General features: G+C 71.9%; 18 protein-coding genes. 14 read left to right on the top strand and 4 right to left on the bottom strand.

Annotated features, from left to right (window positions below; genetic code table 11):
- Positions 1-2 precede the first annotated feature (2 nt).
- The 3 genes from NBY69_RS32055 (at position 3) to NBY69_RS32045 (ending at position 2,970) form a co-directional block, all read left to right on the top strand.
- Positions 3-671: an ABC transporter permease gene (locus NBY69_RS32055; protein WP_250305461.1), complete on the top strand. Its 669-nt coding sequence runs from the start codon at positions 3-5 to the stop codon at positions 669-671.
- 207 nt (positions 672-878) lie between these two features.
- Positions 879-1,859 carry an ABC transporter substrate-binding protein gene (locus NBY69_RS32050; RefSeq protein ID WP_250305460.1) on the top strand — a complete coding sequence of 327 codons (981 nt, stop codon included), beginning with the start codon at positions 879-881 and terminating at the stop codon, positions 1,857-1,859.
- Between the two features lie 88 nt (positions 1,860-1,947).
- Complete coding sequence (locus NBY69_RS32045; protein ID WP_250305459.1) at positions 1,948-2,970, top strand: hypothetical protein; 1,023 nt, start codon at positions 1,948-1,950, stop codon at positions 2,968-2,970.
- Between the two features lie 104 nt (positions 2,971-3,074).
- Here the strand turns inward: NBY69_RS32045 and NBY69_RS32040 are convergent, their stop codons facing one another.
- Both NBY69_RS32040 and NBY69_RS32035 read right to left on the bottom strand, forming a co-directional pair.
- Complete coding sequence (locus NBY69_RS32040) at positions 3,075-4,217, bottom strand: NADH-quinone oxidoreductase subunit D (protein ID WP_250305458.1); 1,143 nt, start codon at positions 4,215-4,217, stop codon at positions 3,075-3,077.
- Between the two features lie 13 nt (positions 4,218-4,230).
- Entirely contained in the window at positions 4,231-5,247 is a 1,017-nt protein-coding gene (locus NBY69_RS32035; protein WP_250305457.1) for an SAM-dependent methyltransferase, read from the bottom strand.
- Between the two features lie 96 nt (positions 5,248-5,343).
- Between NBY69_RS32035 and NBY69_RS32030 the strand changes: the two genes are divergently transcribed.
- A complete protein-coding gene (locus NBY69_RS32030) occupies positions 5,344-6,543 on the top strand; it encodes a sensor histidine kinase (RefSeq protein ID WP_250305456.1) in 1,200 nt (399 codons plus the stop codon).
- Between the two features lie 16 nt (positions 6,544-6,559).
- The gene (locus NBY69_RS32025; protein WP_250305455.1) at positions 6,560-7,237 is read left to right on the top strand and encodes a response regulator transcription factor; all 678 of its coding nucleotides are present in this window, start codon (positions 6,560-6,562) and stop codon (positions 7,235-7,237) included.
- A 102-nt stretch (positions 7,238-7,339) separates the two neighbouring features.
- On the opposite strand, the gene NBY69_RS32020 is transcribed toward NBY69_RS32025, so the two are convergent.
- Positions 7,340-8,512, bottom strand: a complete 1,173-nt coding sequence (locus NBY69_RS32020) for a DUF5937 family protein (RefSeq protein ID WP_250305591.1) — start codon at positions 8,510-8,512, stop codon at positions 7,340-7,342.
- Positions 8,513-8,616: 104 nt separating this feature from the next.
- Between NBY69_RS32020 and NBY69_RS32015 the strand changes: the two genes are divergently transcribed.
- Positions 8,617-8,826, top strand: coding sequence for a hypothetical protein (locus tag NBY69_RS32015; protein WP_250305454.1), 210 nt, complete (start codon positions 8,617-8,619; stop codon positions 8,824-8,826).
- A 45-nt stretch (positions 8,827-8,871) separates the two neighbouring features.
- Here the strand turns inward: NBY69_RS32015 and NBY69_RS32010 are convergent, their stop codons facing one another.
- The gene (locus NBY69_RS32010) at positions 8,872-10,083 is read right to left on the bottom strand and encodes a low specificity L-threonine aldolase (protein ID WP_250305453.1); all 1,212 of its coding nucleotides are present in this window, start codon (positions 10,081-10,083) and stop codon (positions 8,872-8,874) included.
- Positions 10,084-10,200: 117 nt separating this feature from the next.
- Here NBY69_RS32010 and NBY69_RS32005 point away from each other — a divergent pair, with 117 nt between their 5' ends.
- The 8 genes from NBY69_RS32005 (at position 10,201) to NBY69_RS31970 (ending at position 17,046) form a co-directional block, all read left to right on the top strand.
- Complete coding sequence (locus NBY69_RS32005) at positions 10,201-11,100, top strand: Rossmann-like and DUF2520 domain-containing protein (protein WP_250305452.1); 900 nt, start codon at positions 10,201-10,203, stop codon at positions 11,098-11,100.
- The gene (gene panC / locus NBY69_RS32000) at positions 11,097-11,981 is read left to right on the top strand and encodes a pantoate--beta-alanine ligase (RefSeq protein WP_250305451.1); all 885 of its coding nucleotides are present in this window, start codon (positions 11,097-11,099) and stop codon (positions 11,979-11,981) included. Before NBY69_RS32005 ends, panC begins: the two co-directional genes overlap by 4 nt.
- Positions 11,978-13,765, top strand: a complete 1,788-nt coding sequence (locus tag NBY69_RS31995; RefSeq protein WP_250305450.1) for an L-aspartate oxidase — start codon at positions 11,978-11,980, stop codon at positions 13,763-13,765. The genes panC and NBY69_RS31995 overlap by 4 nt, the downstream gene beginning before the upstream one ends.
- Before the next feature lie 2 nt (positions 13,766-13,767).
- A complete protein-coding gene (gene nadC, locus NBY69_RS31990; protein ID WP_250305449.1) occupies positions 13,768-14,778 on the top strand; it encodes a carboxylating nicotinate-nucleotide diphosphorylase in 1,011 nt (336 codons plus the stop codon).
- Positions 14,779-14,781: 3 nt separating this feature from the next.
- Positions 14,782-15,579, top strand: coding sequence for a type III pantothenate kinase (locus NBY69_RS31985; protein ID WP_250305448.1), 798 nt, complete (start codon positions 14,782-14,784; stop codon positions 15,577-15,579).
- A gap of 137 nt (positions 15,580-15,716) precedes the next feature.
- On the top strand, positions 15,717-16,283 hold the full coding sequence (locus NBY69_RS31980; protein ID WP_250305590.1) for a hypothetical protein: 567 nt from the start codon (positions 15,717-15,719) through the stop codon (positions 16,281-16,283).
- An 84-nt stretch (positions 16,284-16,367) separates the two neighbouring features.
- The gene (locus tag NBY69_RS31975) at positions 16,368-16,547 is read left to right on the top strand and encodes a hypothetical protein (protein ID WP_250305447.1); all 180 of its coding nucleotides are present in this window, start codon (positions 16,368-16,370) and stop codon (positions 16,545-16,547) included.
- Between the two features lie 100 nt (positions 16,548-16,647).
- The gene (locus NBY69_RS31970; RefSeq protein WP_250305446.1) at positions 16,648-17,046 is read left to right on the top strand and encodes a BlaI/MecI/CopY family transcriptional regulator; all 399 of its coding nucleotides are present in this window, start codon (positions 16,648-16,650) and stop codon (positions 17,044-17,046) included.
- Positions 17,047-17,050 lie beyond the last annotated feature (4 nt).

Below are 17,050 nucleotides of genomic sequence, written 5' to 3'. Positions count from 1 at the left end.
CCATGGGCGAGTTGACCGATGCCTGGACCTGGCTGACGACGGGGGCGAACTGGTCGGGGGAGAACGGCGCGGGGCACCGGCTGGCCGAGCACCTGACCGTCAGCGGGACCGCGTTCGCGCTGGCGTGCCTCATCGCGCTGCCGGTCGCGCTCTGGCTGGGGCATCTCGGGCGGGGCGGCGCGCTGGCCGTGAACATCTCCAACATCGGCCGGGCGATACCGACCTTCGCGGTGCTGGCCCTGCTGCTGCTGACGCCGCTGCGCACCCGGGGCGATCTGCCGACGGTGATCGCGTTGGTGCTGTTCGCGGTGCCGCCGCTGCTGACCAACGCGTACACCGGGATGCGCGAGGTGGACCGGTCGGTGGTGGAGGCGGCCCGCGGGATGGGGATGTCGGGGCGCCAGTTGTTCGTACGGGTCGAACTGCCCCTCGCGTACCCGCTGATCATGACCGGGCTCAGGTCCGCGGCCGTCCAGGTGATCGCCACCGCGACGCTCGCCGCGATGACCGGCGGCGGCGGGCTCGGCCGGATCATCACCGCCGGGTTCAACACGTACGACACCGCGCAGGTGGTGGCGGGCGCGCTCCTCGTCGCCGCGCTGGCGCTCCTCGTCGAGGTCCTGCTGGTGGTGGCCGACAAGCTGCTCGACCCGCGTCGGAAGGTCGCCTGACCGTGCCCGGTCCGAATTCCTCCGTGGCACCACACCTCCGTGGCACCACACCTCCGTGGCACCACGCCTCCGTGGCACCACGCCTGTCGCTTCTCGCGTTTCACGACTCCTGGACCTACCGGCCCCTCTGTGCCGGTCGGTCTTGCATCGCCTCTTGTGTATCGCCTATCACGTGCCGTCCGGCACGTGGCATTTGGAGTGGACCTCATGATCAAGACCTCGCGGATAGCGGGCGCGGTACTCGGCGTGGTGGCTCTGACGGGTTCCCTCGCGGCGTGCGGCGGGAACAGTCTGGAGAAGGACAAGAACGGCGGGGATTCGAGCACCGCGGCCGGCTCGGGAAAGAAGGGCTCGCTCGTCATCGGCGCGGCCGGTTTCACCGAGTCCAAGGTGCTCGCCGAGCTGTACAGCCAGGTGCTGGCCGACGCGGGGTACAAGACCTCGGTCACCACGGTGAACAACCGGGAACTGTACGAACCCTCGCTGGAGAAGGGCGAGATCGACGTCGTACCGGAATACGCGGCGACGCTCGCCGAATTCCTCAACGCCAAGACGAACGGCGCGAAGCAGGCCGAGAAGAAGCCGGTGGCTTCCGGGGATGTGACGGCGACCGTCGCGGCGCTGCAGAAGCTCGCCGGACCGCGCGGACTGAAGGCGCTTCCAGCCGGCGCCGCCGTGGACCAGAACGCGTTCGCGGTGACGAAGGAATTCGCCGCGAAGAACAAGCTCAAGTCCCTTTCGGATCTGGGCAGGTCGAAGGCGAAGGTCAAGATCGCGGCGGGCGACGAATGCACGATCCGGCCGTTCTGCGAGCCGGGCCTGAAGTCGAAGTACGGCATCGATGTGACCGGCGTGGACCCCAAGGGTGTCGGTACCCCGCAGGCCAAGCAGGCCGTCAAGGACGGCACCGACCAACTGGTGCTGACCACCACGACCGACGCGACGCTGGACACCTACGGGCTCGTCCTGCTCCAGGACGACAAGCACCTCCAGAACGCGGACAACGTCCTGCCCGTCGTGAATGCGAAGGACGCGGGCAGCGCGGAGATCGCCGCGGCACTGGCGAAGCTCACCAAGGTGCTGACGACAGATGATCTTGTCCAGCTGAACCGCAAGGTCGACTCCGAGCGCGCGAAGCCCGGCGATGTGGCGAAGGACTATCTGAAGTCGAAGAGCTTGATCAACTAGTGGGCCGGTGGGGAATGGAGGTAACCGCTGGGGAACAAATCCCGGTGCGGTCGTCCATTCGGCTCGCACGCACGGTAAATTTCGAGCCATGCCACGTGGACGCCACCGCCATTCCCCACCCCTGCACAGGCTTCTCCAGCCCTCGGCCGTAGCCGGTGCTTCGCTTCTTCTCGCCGCCGGCGCCTGGCTGTTCGCGGATCCTCTGGTACTTCGCTGTCTGGTCGCGGGCGCGGCAGCCGCCGCGGTGACCGGCGCGTTCCTGATGCGCAGCTGGGACCGGGTGGCCGGCCGCCGCGTCGCCGAACTGACCCGTGCGCGGGCCGGGGACGAGTGGAAGGCCGAGGAGCGGGCCGCCGAACTGGAGGGCGACCTGGAGGAGTCGCGCGCGCTGCGCGTCAAGCTGGAGGCGAAGCTGCGCTCCAAGCGGATCGAACTGGCCGGGCTGCGCGGCGAACACGCCGCCCTGCTGCGCCGGTACGCCAACGCCGAGACCGAGCGGGCCAGCGCGCTCGAAGGCCGCAGGCTCCTGGCGATCGAGGCGGCGGCCCCGGCACGGGCCGCGTTGCCCGCGGCGAACTCCACGCCCACCCCGGCCGCGTACACGAGCGCTGTCCGGGCGCTGGACGCCCTCACGCGCAACGCGGCGGCGCAGCAGGCGCAGCGGGACCGGCAGGCACGGCAGGACCGAGCCGAAGCGGTGGAACCGGAGGGGAAGCACTCGGCGGCCGTCAGCGAGCACACGGACCCGCCGTCAGCCCTCCCGGCTCCCCGGCACGTCCCCGCTTCGCAGAACCTCCCGGCCCCGCGCAACGTCCCGGCCACGGCCGTCGCGCCGTACACCCCTCAGCAGGGCCGGGCGAACCGGCCCGTGGGCCGCTTCGACTTCTTCGGCATGCAGAAGGTGCCCGCGGCCCTGGAGCCCGCGCAGCTGGAGTCCGTGCAGAACGAGGACCTGGCGGACGTGGTGGGCGCCGAGGCGATCGAGGCGCACGAGGCCGAGGCCGGCCGTGGTGGTGACGAGGAGCGCGGGATCGGCCAGGTCATCGATCTGACCGCACACGACGAGACGGAACAGCTCGACCTGACGGGGCTGCGTAGCGCGATCTCGTAGCCCTCGGAACCCGCGAGCCCTCGGAACCCGCGAGCCCTCGGAACCCGCGAGCCTGCGAACGCCCGGCTTCCCGACCCGGCTTTCCGGCCGGGCGGCGGCCGGTCCTACTTGTCGATGTCGCCGACGACGAAGAAGAGCGAGCCCAGGATCGCCACCATGTCGGCGACCAGGGTGCCCGGCAGCAGCTCGGTCAGCGCCTGGATGTTGTTGAAGGACGCCGAGCGGAGCTTGAGGCGGTACGGCGTCTTCTCGCCCTTGGACACCAGGTAGTAGCCGTTGATGCCCAGCGGGTTCTCGGTCCAGGCGTACGTCTGGCCCTCGGGGGCCTTGAGCACCTTCGGCAGCCGCTGGTTGACCGGGCCGGGAGCCAGGCCGGCCATCCGGTCCAGACACGCGTCGGCCAGGTCCAGCGCGTTGTGGGTCTGGCCGAGCAGGACCTCGAAACGGGCGAGGCAGTCGCCCTCGTCCCGGGTGACGACCCGCAGCGTGTCCTGAAGGTCCCCGTACGCGAGGTACGGCTCGTCGCGGCGCAGGTCGAAGTCGACGCCCGAGCCGCGGGCGATGGGCCCGCTCACGCCGTACGCGTGCACGGCCTCCCGGGAGAGGACCCCCACCCCGCGGGTCCGGCCGCGGAAGATCTCGTTGCCGAGGACGAGGTCGTCGTACACGTCCATGCGCGAGCGGACATCGGCCACCGCCTCCCGCACCCGGCCGAGCCAGCCCGCCGGAAGGTCCTCCTTGAGGCCGCCGACCCGGTTGAACATGTAGTGCATCCGGCCGCCGGAGACCTCCTCCATCACCGCCTGGATCACTTCGCGTTCGCGGAAGGCGTGGAACACCGGGGTGATCCCGCCCAGTTCGAGCGGGTACGAGCCGAGGAACATCAGGTGGTTGAGCACCCGGTTCAGCTCGGCGAGGAGCGTACGGATCCAGACCGCCCGCTCCGGCACCTCCATGCCGAGCATGCGCTCGACGGCCATCACGACGCCCAGCTCGTTCGAGAAGGCGGAGAGCCAGTCGTGGCGGTTGGCGAGCATGACGATCTGGCGGTAGTCGCGGGCCTCGAAGAGTTTCTCCGCGCCGCGGTGCATGTAGCCGATGACCGGCTCGGCCTGCTGGATGCGTTCGCCGTCCAGGATCAGGCGGAGGCGGAGCACGCCGTGGGTGGAGGGGTGCTGAGGGCCGATGTTGAGCACCATGTCGGTGGTCTCCGCGGCACCGCCGATGCCGACCGTCGTCTCCGTCATACCGTCGTCTCCGTCATGCGGGCCAGTATCCCCGTGCGGACGGTGGTTTCCCCACCCGCCCCTGGCTCGGCTCCGGCTCCGGGCCCGGTCCCGCCGGCGTCATCAGCCAGCCGAACGCCCCCAGCCCGCTCCGGTCCGTCAGCTCCGCGGCCTCTCCCGCCGCCGCCAGTGCCCGTACGTACGCCGTGGGATCCGTGGAGGCCAGCGTCAGCGGGGGGCGTGCGCCGGTCACGCCCAGGCGGTGCAGTGCCTCCCGCTGGGTGAGCAGGTCTCCGCCGCCGCAGGCTGCCGCGCACGCGTCCAGGGCCACGTGCGCGGTGATGTCGCAGCTTCCGTCCGGGACCGGCCGCGCCTCCCGGCCCGCGCGGAAACCGGTGAGCGTGCCGAAGGGTGGCCGGGACCCGCGCGTGTGGGAGTAGTCGACGGCGACCGCCAGACCGGCGTCGAGCGTGCCGGCCGCAGCCGCCCACGCCTCGTCGCGCGGGCGGCCGATCTCGGCCCGCAGGCCCGGCTCGGTCAGCGGCCACCAGCGGTCCAGCCACTCCGCGTCCGCCCCGGCTACCGGATCCCCGAGCCGCTCCGCGCCGTCCGACGTCCGTACCAGGACGTAGCGCGGCGTCCCGTCCGCGTCCGCCTCCGCCACATCGACCGGTACGTTGTCCAGCCACTCGTTCGCGAAGAGCAGCCCGCACACCCCGGCCGGCGGCTCCGCGGTCCACACGACCCGCTCGTCGAGGCCGGGCGGACGGGCGGCCCGCTCGACGGCGTATGCCCGTACCAGGAAACCGTCGGGCAGCGCGGCCAGCACCCCCGACAACAGTTCGCCGCGGCCCGCGCCCATGTCGACCAGGGCCGGTTCCCGGAGGCCGAGACCGGTCAGCAGCCGGGCGACCGCCGAGGCGAACAGCGGGGAGGCGTGCACCGAGGTGCGGAAGTGGCCGGCGGGCCCCTCCGGCCGCAGATAGAACCCGTCCGCCCCGTACAGCGCGGTCTCGGCCGCCTCACGCCACCCACGCCACTCATCAGTCACGGCGTCAAGTCTCCACCTTGGGGAGTACTCCCCGGGGCAGCGGATCGGCCCTCCGGTTGACCCTGACACCTGTTCGGCTTCCCTACGCTGGGTTACGTGCAGCGCCTCTACGCCTTCATCCGCAGACACCCGACCTGGGTCGACAGCTTCTGGGCCGTCGTCCTCCTCGGGATCTGCGGCGTGCAGTACGTGTTGGGCAACTACCCGGCCCATGAGCGAGCCGCGGCCGTCCCGATCGCCGTCGGGCTGTGCACCGCCGTCGCGCTGCGCCGTCGCGCGCCCGAGAAGATGCTGGTGCTGACCGCCGTGATGGGGCTCGCCCAGCTGGCCCTCGACGTCCAGTCGTCCCTGGCCGACTTCGCGATGCTGTTGCTGATCTACACGGTCGCCGCCGTCGGGAAGCGCTGGGCCTCGCGGTTCGCCCTGGTCGGCGCGTTGAGCGCGGGCACGCTCGCGCAGCTGCGCTGGCCCGAGCCGACGGTCCACAACTGGGTCCAGGAGGTGTTCTTCACGGTCGTGCTGACCGTGCCGTTCGTCCTGGCCTGGGTGCTCGGCGACTCGATGAGCACGCGCCGGGCCTACCTGGCGCAGCTGGAGGAACGGGCCGCACGGCTGGAGAAGGAGCGCGAGGCGCAGTCGAAGGTGGCGGTGGCGGGTGAACGGGCCCGCATCGCCCGCGAACTGCACGATGTCGTCGCGCACAACGTCTCCGTCATGGTCGTCCAGGCGGACGGCGCCGCCTACGTCATGGACGCCTCGCCCGACCAGGCGAAGCAGGCCCTGGAGACCATTTCCTCCACCGGCCGCCAGGCGCTCGCCGAGATGCGCAGGCTGCTGGGGGTGCTGCGGACCGGGGACGCGCAGGAGAGCGGGGAGTACGTACCGCAGCCCGACGTGGAGCAGATCCAGGAGCTGGTCGACCAGGTCAGGACCGCGGGACTGACCGTGGACTTCCAGGTCGAGGGGACACCGCGTCCGCTGCCCAGTGGCGTGGAGCTCACGGCGTACCGCATTGTGCAGGAAGCACTCACCAATACGCGCAAGCACGGCGGGCCCGACGTGGGCGCCAGCGTACGGCTCGTGTACTTCGACGACGGGCTCGGTCTGCTCGTCGAGGACGACGGCCGCGGCGCCGCGCACGAGCTGTACACGGACGGCGGCGCCGACGGGCAGGGACACGGTCTGATCGGGATGCGGGAGCGCATCGGGATGGTCGGAGGCACGCTGGACGCGGGCCCGCGCCCCGGCGGCGGCTTCCGGATCAGCGCGCTGCTCCCGCTCAGGCCCGCCCACTAGAAGGGATTTGTACGACATGGCGATCCGGGTAATGCTCGTCGACGACCAGGTGCTTCTCCGCACCGGCTTCCGGATGGTGCTCGCCGCCCAGCCGGACATGGAGGTCGTCGCGGAGGCGGGCGACGGCGCCGAGGCCATCGACATCCTCAGGACGTCGGCGGTCGACGTGGTGCTGATGGATGTCCGGATGCCGAGGCTCGACGGTGTCGAGGCGACCCGGCAGATCTGTGCGCAGCCGAACGCGCCCAAGGTGCTGATCCTGACGACCTTCGACCTGGACGAGTACGCCTTCTCCGGTCTGAAGGCGGGCGCCAGCGGCTTCATGCTGAAGGACGTGCCCCCGGCGGAACTGCTCGCCGCGATCCGCTCGGTGCACAGCGGCGACGCGGTGGTGGCGCCGTCGACGACCAGGCGGCTGCTCGACCGCTTCTCACCGATGCTGCCGGGCCGGGCGTCCGGCCCCCAGCACAAGGGCGTCGGGCGGCTCACCGAGCGCGAGCGCGAGGTGATGCTGCTGGTCGCCCAGGGCATGTCGAACGGCGAGATCGCGGCGCACCTGGTGCTGTCCGAGGCCACGGTCAAGACGCACGTGGGCCGCATCCTCACCAAGCTGGAGCTCCGGGACCGGGTCCAGGTGGTGGTGCTCGCGTACGAGACGGGGCTGGTCAGGGCGGGCGGCTCGGGAGCGCGCTGAGCCGCGCCGTCGGAGGCGGGCCCGGCAGAGACCGGCCGGGCAGGTCCGGCCGGGCAGATCCGGCCGGGCAGATCCGGCCGGGCAGCTCCTGTCGGGCAGGTCCTAGCGGAGTACCCCCTCCAGGAAGTCGCTGCCGAGCCGGGCCACCACGGTGAGGTCCAGCTGGTGCAGTACGTACCGTCCGCGGCGCCTGGTGGTGATCAGCCCGGCCCGCTTCAGCAGCGCCAGATGACGGGAGACCTCGGGCGCGGATATGCCGTGCGTGTCGGCCAGTTCGCCCGTGGTGTGCGAGGCGCGGGCCAGCTCTCTGCACAGTCGCATCCGCATCGGGTGGGCCAGCGCTTCGAGCCGCAGCTTCAGCAGCTCCACGGAGGCGGGGGAGGGCAGCTCGGGCGCCGCGACCGGGTACTGGACCACCGGGCGCCAGTCCGGGCGGTGCAGCACCAGCAGGTGGGGCCAGCCGAAACTCGTCGGTACGAAGGTGAGTCCGTCCCCGGCGGGCGAGCCCATGGCCACCGACCGGCCCTCCGAGAGCTTGTCGGCGCTGATGCGGGTACCCGTCTCGTCCATCGACAGGGCGGCGGAGACCGCGGTCACGGCCTCGGCGAGGCCCTTGTGCCGCAGCAGCTCGGTCTTGTGCCGGGCGTCGGCGGCCAGCTGGAACCGTATGCGCCGCCAGGTGTCGCCGAAGAACGCCTGCTCGCAGTCCTCGAAGAGACGCCGGATCCACGCCCGGACGGTGACCGGGTCGTTCAGCAGCTGTCTGGTGAAGTCGAGCTGTCTGGGGCCGCGCGCCGCCGCGAGGTCCAGGGAGCGCGCCCGCACTCCGGAGTCCGAGAGCGGGGAGGGCCCACCGATGTTGTAGGTGACGGAACAGGTGAACTCCATCGCGACGGTGACGAATTCGTCGTCCGGCAGCAGATCGAGCAGATCCAGGTCCTCGGCCAGCGTCGCTCCGGGCCTGCTGCCCGTATGCCTGTCACCCAGGTGCGCGCCGTGCGTGGGCCCGCCGTCCGTACGCCCTCTGTACGCCGGCCGGACCCCCGCGAACGGCATGAAGATGTCCGAGAACGTGGAGCGCCACAGGAATTCCGCCTCGTGCAGCCGGTCGGCGAGGTCCGCGGGGAGCGCGGCGGACGTCGCCGTGGCCCAGCCGTGCAGTCCCGGGTGGTGCCCCGGCTCGGACAGCACATGCAGGGCGTTGCCCAGCTCGGCCAGCGGCGACGGCTCGAAAGTGATCCCGTCCGGCGGCAGTCCGGTGATGTCGATGTCCACGCTCATGCATCCATGGTGCCTGCCCCCACTGACAACCGGCCGTCGATTGACGGGCCTCGTCAAACGGCGCTCAGGGGGCCGGAGCGGGCACGCAGGGTGGGGCCATGAACGCCAATCAGCAGCACATGTTCGACGCCTACCGTGCGGCCCAGCGGGGGGAACTGGCTCCGCCGCTGCCCGGCAAGCACGACTGGGAGGCCATCGGGGAGATGGCGCGGACGGCGCGGATGGCGCGGTCCGCCGGGACCGCACCGTCCGGGCGCCGACGGGCAGGGCGGCGGCGCTGGTGGGGCCTGCTGCGGAGAACCGGTTGAAGCGGCCGGTACGGCGCGGGTTCCCCCTCGCAGGTCCGCCGCCGGTCACCCCACCCGTCGCACGAACTCCCGTACCGCCGACACCACGTCCGCCACCGTCCACGACAGCCCCGGCCCCGCCACCGTCACCTCGGTGAACGAGAGTTCCGGCACCCCGCCCGGCGCAGGATGGAACGGGTGGAACAGCGCCACCCCGGTCTCCTCCGCCTGCTCGACCGCCACCCGGGTCAGCACCTCCGCGTCGTACGGGAGCCACACCTGGAACTGGTGCGTGTGCGGCACCTCGGGGTTGATCCGGAACCACGCCACCCCGGCCTCCCGGAACCCCTCCGCCAGCCCGGCCGCGACCACCTTCGCCTGAGCGACGTACGACGCCAGCCGCGGCAGCTCCCGCTCCAGCCCCACCAGCGCCGACAGCGCGGCCGGGTACTGCTGGAAGATCTGCCCCCCGTACCGGTGCCGCCAGACCCGCGCCTCGTCGACGAGCGTTTCGGGTCCCGCGAGCACCGCGCCCGAAAGGCCGTCCAGCGACTTGTAGAAGGACACGTACACACTGTCCGCGAGCCCCGCGATCTCCTTCAGGCCGCGGCCGAAGTGCGGGGTGCACTCCCACAGCCGTGCGCCGTCGAAGTGCACCACCGCGTCACGTTCCCTGGCCGCTTCGACGACCGCCACCAGTTCGTCCCAGGTCGGCAGGGAGAAACCGGCGTCGCGCAGCGGAAGTTCCAGCATCAGCGTCCCGAACGGTTCGCCGAAGTCGCGCACCTCGTCGGCGGTGGGCAGCCGGGGCGCCGACGTCGGGTGGACCGTACGCAGTCCGCTCACCGTCCCGAAAGCGCCCCCCTCGTGCATCTCCGGGTGCGCCAGCGGATGCAGGGCGACCGTGGCGTTGCCCGTGCGCTCCGCCCAGCACCGCAGCGCGACCTGCTGGGCCATCGTGCCGGTGGGGAAGAAGGCCGCCGCGGGGAAACCGAGCAGCGAGGCCACCCGCTCCTCCAACGCGGCGACGACCCCGCCGCCGTACAGGTCGACGGATTCGCCGAGGTCGTACACCGTTCCCGCGTCCGCGGCCAGCGCCGTCAGCCGCTCGCCCAGCGTGGCGTGCGCGGACGGACGCGACAGTATGTGCTTCGCCCCCCGCAGCGCGGCCGTTCTACGCTGCCGCTCGTTCTGGTCGCTCCGGGTGTCCCGCTCGTCCTGCTTGTTCTGGGCGTCCCGCTCGTTCTGCTGCTCGTTCTCGTCCGTGTCGTGGGTCATATTCAGATCATCACCCACAGCCTGTGGACAGTCTCCCGAGTGCCCCGAAACCTGGGCGTAGCATGACGGGGAAATCGTCCGGTACCCCTCGCGGACTGGAACGGAAGGCCGTCCCACATGAACGCATCAGTAGACACCCGCCCCGCCCGGCTCACCGTCGGCGTCGTCGGCACCGGCCGGGTGGGCCCCGCGCTCGCCGCGTCGCTCCAGCTGGCCGGGCACCGTCCGGTCGCCGCGTCCGGTGTGTCCGACGCCTCCGTGCGCAGGGCCGCCGTCCTGCTCCCCGATGTCCCCCTGGTCCCCCCGGCCGAGGTGCTGGCGCGGGCCGAGCTGGTCCTGCTGACCGTGCCCGACGACGCGCTGCCCGCGCTGGTCGAGGGACTGGCCGCGACCGGCGCGGTCCGCCCGGGACAGCTCCTGGTCCACACGTCGGGCCGGTTCGGCACCCGGGTGCTCGACCCCGCGCTGCGCGCCGGAGCCCTGCCGCTGGCACTGCACCCGGCGATGACCTTCACCGGCACCTCGGTGGACGTCCAGCGGCTGGCCGGCTGCTCCTTCGGCGTGACCGCCCCCGACGAGCTGCGGCTCGCCGCCGAGGCACTGGTCATCGAGATGGGCGGCGAGCCCGAGTGGATCGCCGAGGAGTCCCGGCCGCTCTACCACGCGGCGCTCGCCATCGGCGCGAACCACCTGGTCACCCTGGTGGCCCAGTCCATGGAGCTGCTGCGTACGGCCGGGGTCGCCGCCCCCGACCGGATGCTCGGCCCGCTCCTCGGCGCCGCCCTCGACAACGCCCTCAGGTCCGGTGATGCGGCGCTGACCGGACCGGTCGCCCGCGGCGACGCGGGCACGGTGTCGGCGCACGTCGAAGAGTTGCGCAAGCACGCCCCGCAGGCCGTCGCCGGATATCTCGCGATGGCCCGTACGACGGCGGACCGCGCCCTCGCGCACGGTCTGCTCAAGCCGGAACTGGCCGAGGACCTGCTCGGTGTCCTCGGCGAGGAGGAGACCCGATGACCGCCCTGCTGCACACGGCCGCCGAGCTGGACGCCCTGCCGCGCACCGCGCCGTCCACCGGCAGGCGTGCCGTCGTCATGACCATGGGCGCCCTCCACGAGGGCCACGCCACCCTGATCCGTACGGCGAGGGAGCTGGTGGGGAGGACCGGTCAGGTCGTCGTCACGGTCTTCGTCAACCCGCTCCAGTTCGGTGCGGGTGAAGACCTCGACCGCTACCCCCGCACCCTCGAAGCCGACCTCGCCGTCGCCGAACTGGCCGGTGCGGACGCGGTGTTCGCCCCGGCCGTGGACGAGGTCTACCCGGGCGGGGAGCCGCAGGTGCGGATCGCGGCGGGCCCCATGGGCGAGCGTTTCGAGGGCTCGGCGCGCCCCGGCCACTTCGACGGGATGCTCACCGTCGTCGCCAAGCTGCTGCACCTCACCCGGCCCGGCCTCGCGCTGTTCGGGCAGAAGGACGCCCAACAGCTCGCCCTGGTCCGGCGGATGGCGCGCGATCTCAACTTCCCGGTCGAGATCGTCGGCGTACCGACGGTCCGCGAGCCCGACGGCCTGGCTCTCTCCAGCCGCAACCGCTTCCTCTCCGCCGAGGACCGCGCCACCGCGCTGGTCCTCTCCCGGGCCCTGTTCGCGGGCCGGGACGTCCTGGCGGCGGCACCGTCGCCGACCGGCGACGCCACCCCCGCGGCCGTGCGCGCCGCGGCACGGGCCGCCGTCGCGGGCGCGCCGCTCACCCTCGACTACCTGTCCCTGATCGACCCGTCCGACTTCACCGAGGCCGACGACCACCACAAGGGCGGGGCGGTCCTCGCGATCGCCGCCCGGGTCGGTGCGACGCGCCTGATCGACAACATCCCGCTGACCTTCGGGGAGCCACAGTGACCGGAACCGGAATACGCCTGCACGCACCCGTCCCCGGCTGGTCGCTCGACGCCGACGTCGTGATCGTCGGGTCCGGCGTCGCCGGTCTCACCGCCGCGCTGCGCTGCACCGCGGCGGGCCTGCGCACCGTCGTCGTGACCAAGGCCCGCCTCGACGACGGGTCGACCCGCTGGGCACAGGGCGGCGTCGCCGCCGCGCTCGGTGAGGGCGACACCCCCGAACAGCACCTCGACGACACGCTGGTCGCCGGCGCCGGGCTCTGCGACGAGACCGCGGTACGCACCCTGGTCACCGAGGGCCCCGACGCCGTACGCCGCCTCATCGCGACCGGCGCGCACTTCGACACCGACGCCACCGGCACCCTCGCGCTCGCCCGCGAGGGCGGCCACCACCGCCGCCGGATCGCCCACGCGGGCGGCGACGCGACGGGCGCGGAGATCTCCCGCGCACTGGTCGAAGCGGTCCGCGCCGCTGCGCTGCACACCGTCGAGAACGCCCTGGTCCTCGACCTCCTCACCGACGCCGAAGGCCGTACGGCGGGTGTCACCCTGCACGTCATGGGGGAGGGCCAGCACGACGGCGTGGGCGCCGTCGTCGCACCCGCGGTCGTCCTCGCCACCGGTGGGATGGGCCAGATCTTCTCGGCGACCACCAACCCGTCCGTCTCGACCGGCGACGGCGTGGCCCTCGCCCTGCGCGCGGGCGCGGACGTCTCGGACCTCGAATTCGTCCAGTTCCACCCCACGGTGCTCTTCCTCGGCGCGGGCGCCGAGGGCCAGCAGCCACTGGTCTCCGAAGCGGTACGGGGCGAGGGCGCCCACCTCGTCGACGCCGAGGGCGTCCGGTTCATGGTCGGTCAGCACGAGCTGGCCGAACTGGCCCCGCGCGACATCGTGGCCAAGGCCATCACCCGCCGCATGCACGAGCACGGCGCGGAACACATGTATCTCGACGCCCGCCACTTCGGCGCCGAGATGTGGGAGCAGCGCTTCCCGACGATCCTGGCCGCCTGCCGAGCCCACGGCATCGACCCGGTGACCGAGCCGATCCCGGTGGCCCCCGCCGCGCACTACGCCTCGGGCGGCGTCCGCACCGATCTGCACGGCCGTACGACCGTCCCCGGTCTGTACGCCTGCGGTGAGGTCGCCTGCACCGGTGTGCACGGCGCGAACCGCCTGGCGTCCAACTCCCTCCTGGAGGGGCTGGTCTTCGCGGAGCGCATCGCGGACGACGTCGCTGCCACCACCAGGAAGGCCGCCGCGGCCGTCGCCCCCGCCGAACCCGTCACGCTTCCGCTGCTCGCCCCCGAGTCCCGCCTCCGCATCCAGCGGATCATGACGGCGGGCGCCGGAGTGCTGCGCTCGGCGGACAGCCTCAGGACGGCCGCGGCGGAGCTGGAGGCCATCCGTGCGGAAGTGGACACTCCCGCACCTGTGAGCACAGCGGCATCTGTGAACCCACCGGCACCGGCGGACACAGCAGCCACCGCACCGAAGCCCGCCACACCTGCCACGTCTGCCACACCCGCCAAGCCCGCCGAACCGGGCGTCGAGGCGTGGGAGGCCACCAACCTCCTCTGCGTCGCCCGCGTCCTCACCGCCGCCGCACTCCGCCGCGAGGAGACCCGCGGCTGCCACTGGCGCGAGGACCACGCCGACCGGGACGACACCGACTGGCGCCGCCACCTCGTCGTACAGCTGCAACACGACCGTTCGCTGGACGTACGCACCACGGCCAGCGCGGACTTTCCCCCGACCCTCCCCCAGCGTCCCCAGGAGCAGTGACCGTGACCACCCCCGACCTCCCCCTCCACCAGATCGGCGGCGAAGCCGACGGCGCCGTGTCCGCGGGCGGCTGCGGAGACGCCTGCGCCTGCGGCGACGACGCGTACGACCCCGAGGCCATGGAGTGCGGGCTCGACCCCGATCTCGCCGCGCTGCTCGCCGACTCCGGCCTCGACCCCATCCTGGTCGAGGACATCGCGCACCTCGCCATCGACGAGGACCTCGACGGCGGCGTGGACGTGACCACCTTCGCGACCGTGCCCGAAGAGGCCGTCGCCACCGCCGACTTCACCGCCCGCGAGGCCGGTACGGTCGCCGGTCTGCGCATCGCCGAAGCGGTTCTCTCCATCGTCTGCACGGAGACCTTCGAGGTCGAACGGCACGTCGAGGACGGCGCTCGCGTCGCGGCGGGCGAGAAGCTGCTCTCGGTGACCACCCGCACCCGGGACCTGCTGACCGCCGAGCGCAGCGCGCTCAACCTGCTCTGCCGCCTCTCCGGCATCGCCACGGCCACCCGCGCGTGGGCCGACACACTGGAAGGCACCAAGGCGCAGGTCCGCGACACCCGCAAGACCACCCCGGGGCTGCGCGCCCTGGAGAAGTACGCGGTGCGCTGCGGCGGCGGTGTCAACCACCGGATGTCCCTCTCCGACGCGGCCCTGGTCAAGGACAACCACGTCGTGGCGGCGGGCGGTGTGGCCGAGGCGTTCAAGCTCGTACGGGCCGACTTCCCCGATCTCGCCATCGAGGTCGAGGTGGACACCCTGCCCCAGGTCACCGAAGTCCTGGCGGCCGGAGCCGACCTGATCCTGCTGGACAACTTCACCCCGGCACAGACCGCCGAGGCGGTCGCCCTCGTCGGCGGCCGGGCCGCCCTGGAGTCCTCGGGAAGACTGACGCTGGACAACGCGCGGGCGTATGCCGAGACGGGCGTCGACTACCTCGCGGTCGGGGCGCTCACCCACTCCTCGCCGATCCTGGACATCGGTCTCGACCTGCGCGAGGCGAAGTAGCCCATGCTGCTCACCATCGACGTCGGCAACACCCACACCGTCCTCGGTCTCTTCGACGGCGACGAGATCGTCGAGCACTGGCGCATCTCCACGGACGCCCGCCGCACCGCCGACGAGCTGGCCGTACTCCTCCAGGGCCTGATGGGCATGCACCCCCTCCTCGGCGACGAGCTGGGCGACGGCATCGAGGGGATCGCGGTCTGCTCCACCGTCCCCTCCGTCCTGCACGAACTGCGCGAGGTGACCCGCCGGTACTACGGCGACGTCCCCGCGGTCCTCGTCGAGCCCGGCATCAAGACCGGCGTCCCGATCCTGATGGACAACCCGAAGGAGGTCGGCGCGGACCGCATCATCAACGCGGTCGCGGCCGTCGAGCTCTACGGCGGCCCGGCCGTCGTCGTCGACTTCGGTACGGCGACGACCTTCGACGCGGTGTCCGCGCGCGGCGAGTACACCGGCGGGGTGATCGCCCCCGGCATCGAGATCTCGGTCGAGGCGCTCGGTGTGAAGGGCGCCCAGCTCCGCAAGATCGAGCTGGCCCGCCCGCGCAGCGTGATCGGCAAGAACACCGTCGAGGCCATGCAGTCCGGCATCATCTACGGCTTCGCCGGACAGGTCGACGGCGTCGTGACCCGGATGGCCCGCGAGCTGGCCGACGATCCCGAGGACGTCACCGTCATCGCGACGGGCGGTCTCGCCCCGATGGTGCTCAGCGAGGCCACCGTCATCGACGAGCACGAGCCCTGGCTGACGCTGATCGGGCTGCGCCTGGTGTACGAGCGCAACGTCTCCCGCATGTGATCCGCCGGAACCCGGCCGGAAAGCGGCGCGGCGGGGCCGAAATCCCCGCCGCGCCGCTTTCCGGTGCATTAAGCAGATATTGCCCCTTTAGTACGTATCGTCGTTCCATGCCCACGCCCTACGGTTCCCGAGGCGGCATGGCCTTCAGCGCGGATGAGCTGCGTGTGCTCCGACGCGCCCTTGCCATCGCCCTCAATCCGACCCCCGTCGCCGACGAGGACATCCAGGACTGCCTGCGTCTCGCCGAGTCCGTGGACGAGGCCATCGGAGAGACGGGCAGGCTGCGCGCCTTCCTCCTCGCCGACCTCGCCCGCTACCGCGACGCCCTGCCCGGTGCGGCCCGCAGCTACACCGAGCTGCTCCAGGACGCCCTGGCCGCCGGTTACGACCCCCGCGCCGAGGACCTGGCCGCCCTGCGCACCCTGCGGGACCTGCCGTCCGGCGACGCCCTGCTACGGCGCTGCCGGGCACTGGCCGAGCGGTCGGTACAGGCCGGACTGGCGGGCCGTACGGCGACCCCCGGCCAGCGCACCCGGCTCCTGGCGCTGCCGGGCGGGCGGAAGGAGGGCGAGCCGGTCCAGCCCAAGCGCCCGGCGCCCGACGGCGTCCCCGCGCCGCCCCGCCCGGCCCCGAAACCGTCCGAGGTCTTCCCGCCCCGCCGCAAACCGGCCGCGCCTCCCGCACAGCGCTTCGCGGTGGGCTGAGTCCGTCCGGGTCCGCTGAGTCCGTCCGGGTCCTAAGGGGTGTCCGGTCGACCGGGCCGGACACCCCCTGGCTACTCTGTCCGTATGGACTACGTTTCCGCGCTTGTGCCCCCCGTGGTGATGGCCGTCTTCTTCACCTTCCTCGTGATGACGATCGTGAAGACCCAAGGCGGCCCGAACAAGGCCAAGGAAGACGCGGCGGTGGACGAGGCTCTCGCCCGCGCCGAGGCTGTGACCCAGGCGGCAGGCGGCAGCTCCGCCTGATCGCAGCAGTGCCCGAAGGGCGTACGGCTCATTTCACGCCGTACGCCCTTTTCTGTGTAAATAGCCAGCCATTCATGACATCTCGCACTATGGTGCGTATGTGCCCCGCCAATTGGGAGAGCTGGAAGACGCCGTCATGACACGGGTCTGGGAGTGGAACCGACCGGTCACCGTCCGGGAAGTCCTGGAAGACCTCGAACGGGAACGTTCCATCGCCTACACCACCGTCATGACCGTATTGGACAATCTCCATCAGAAGGGCTGGGTGCGCAGGGAAGTGGCGGGCCGCGCCTATCGATATACCGCGGTCTCCAACCGTGCCGCCTACTCCGCCGCACTGATGAACGAAGCCTGGTCGACGAGCGACAACTCCGCTGCCGCGCTTGTCGCCTTCTTCGGCATGATGTCGTCCGAGCAGCGCGATGCGCTGCGTGATGCTTTGCGCATCGTTCAGGGTGATGCGGACCGCGATGACCGTGACGGAGACGCGGACCGATAGCGTC

The sequence above is a fragment of the Streptomyces sp. A 4/2 genome, from assembly GCF_940670765.1.
Classification (GTDB): Bacteria; Actinomycetota; Actinomycetes; order Streptomycetales; family Streptomycetaceae; genus Streptomyces.
The sequence above is the reverse complement of the archived record's forward strand: the minus strand, read 5'-3'. Positions and strand labels throughout refer to the sequence as shown.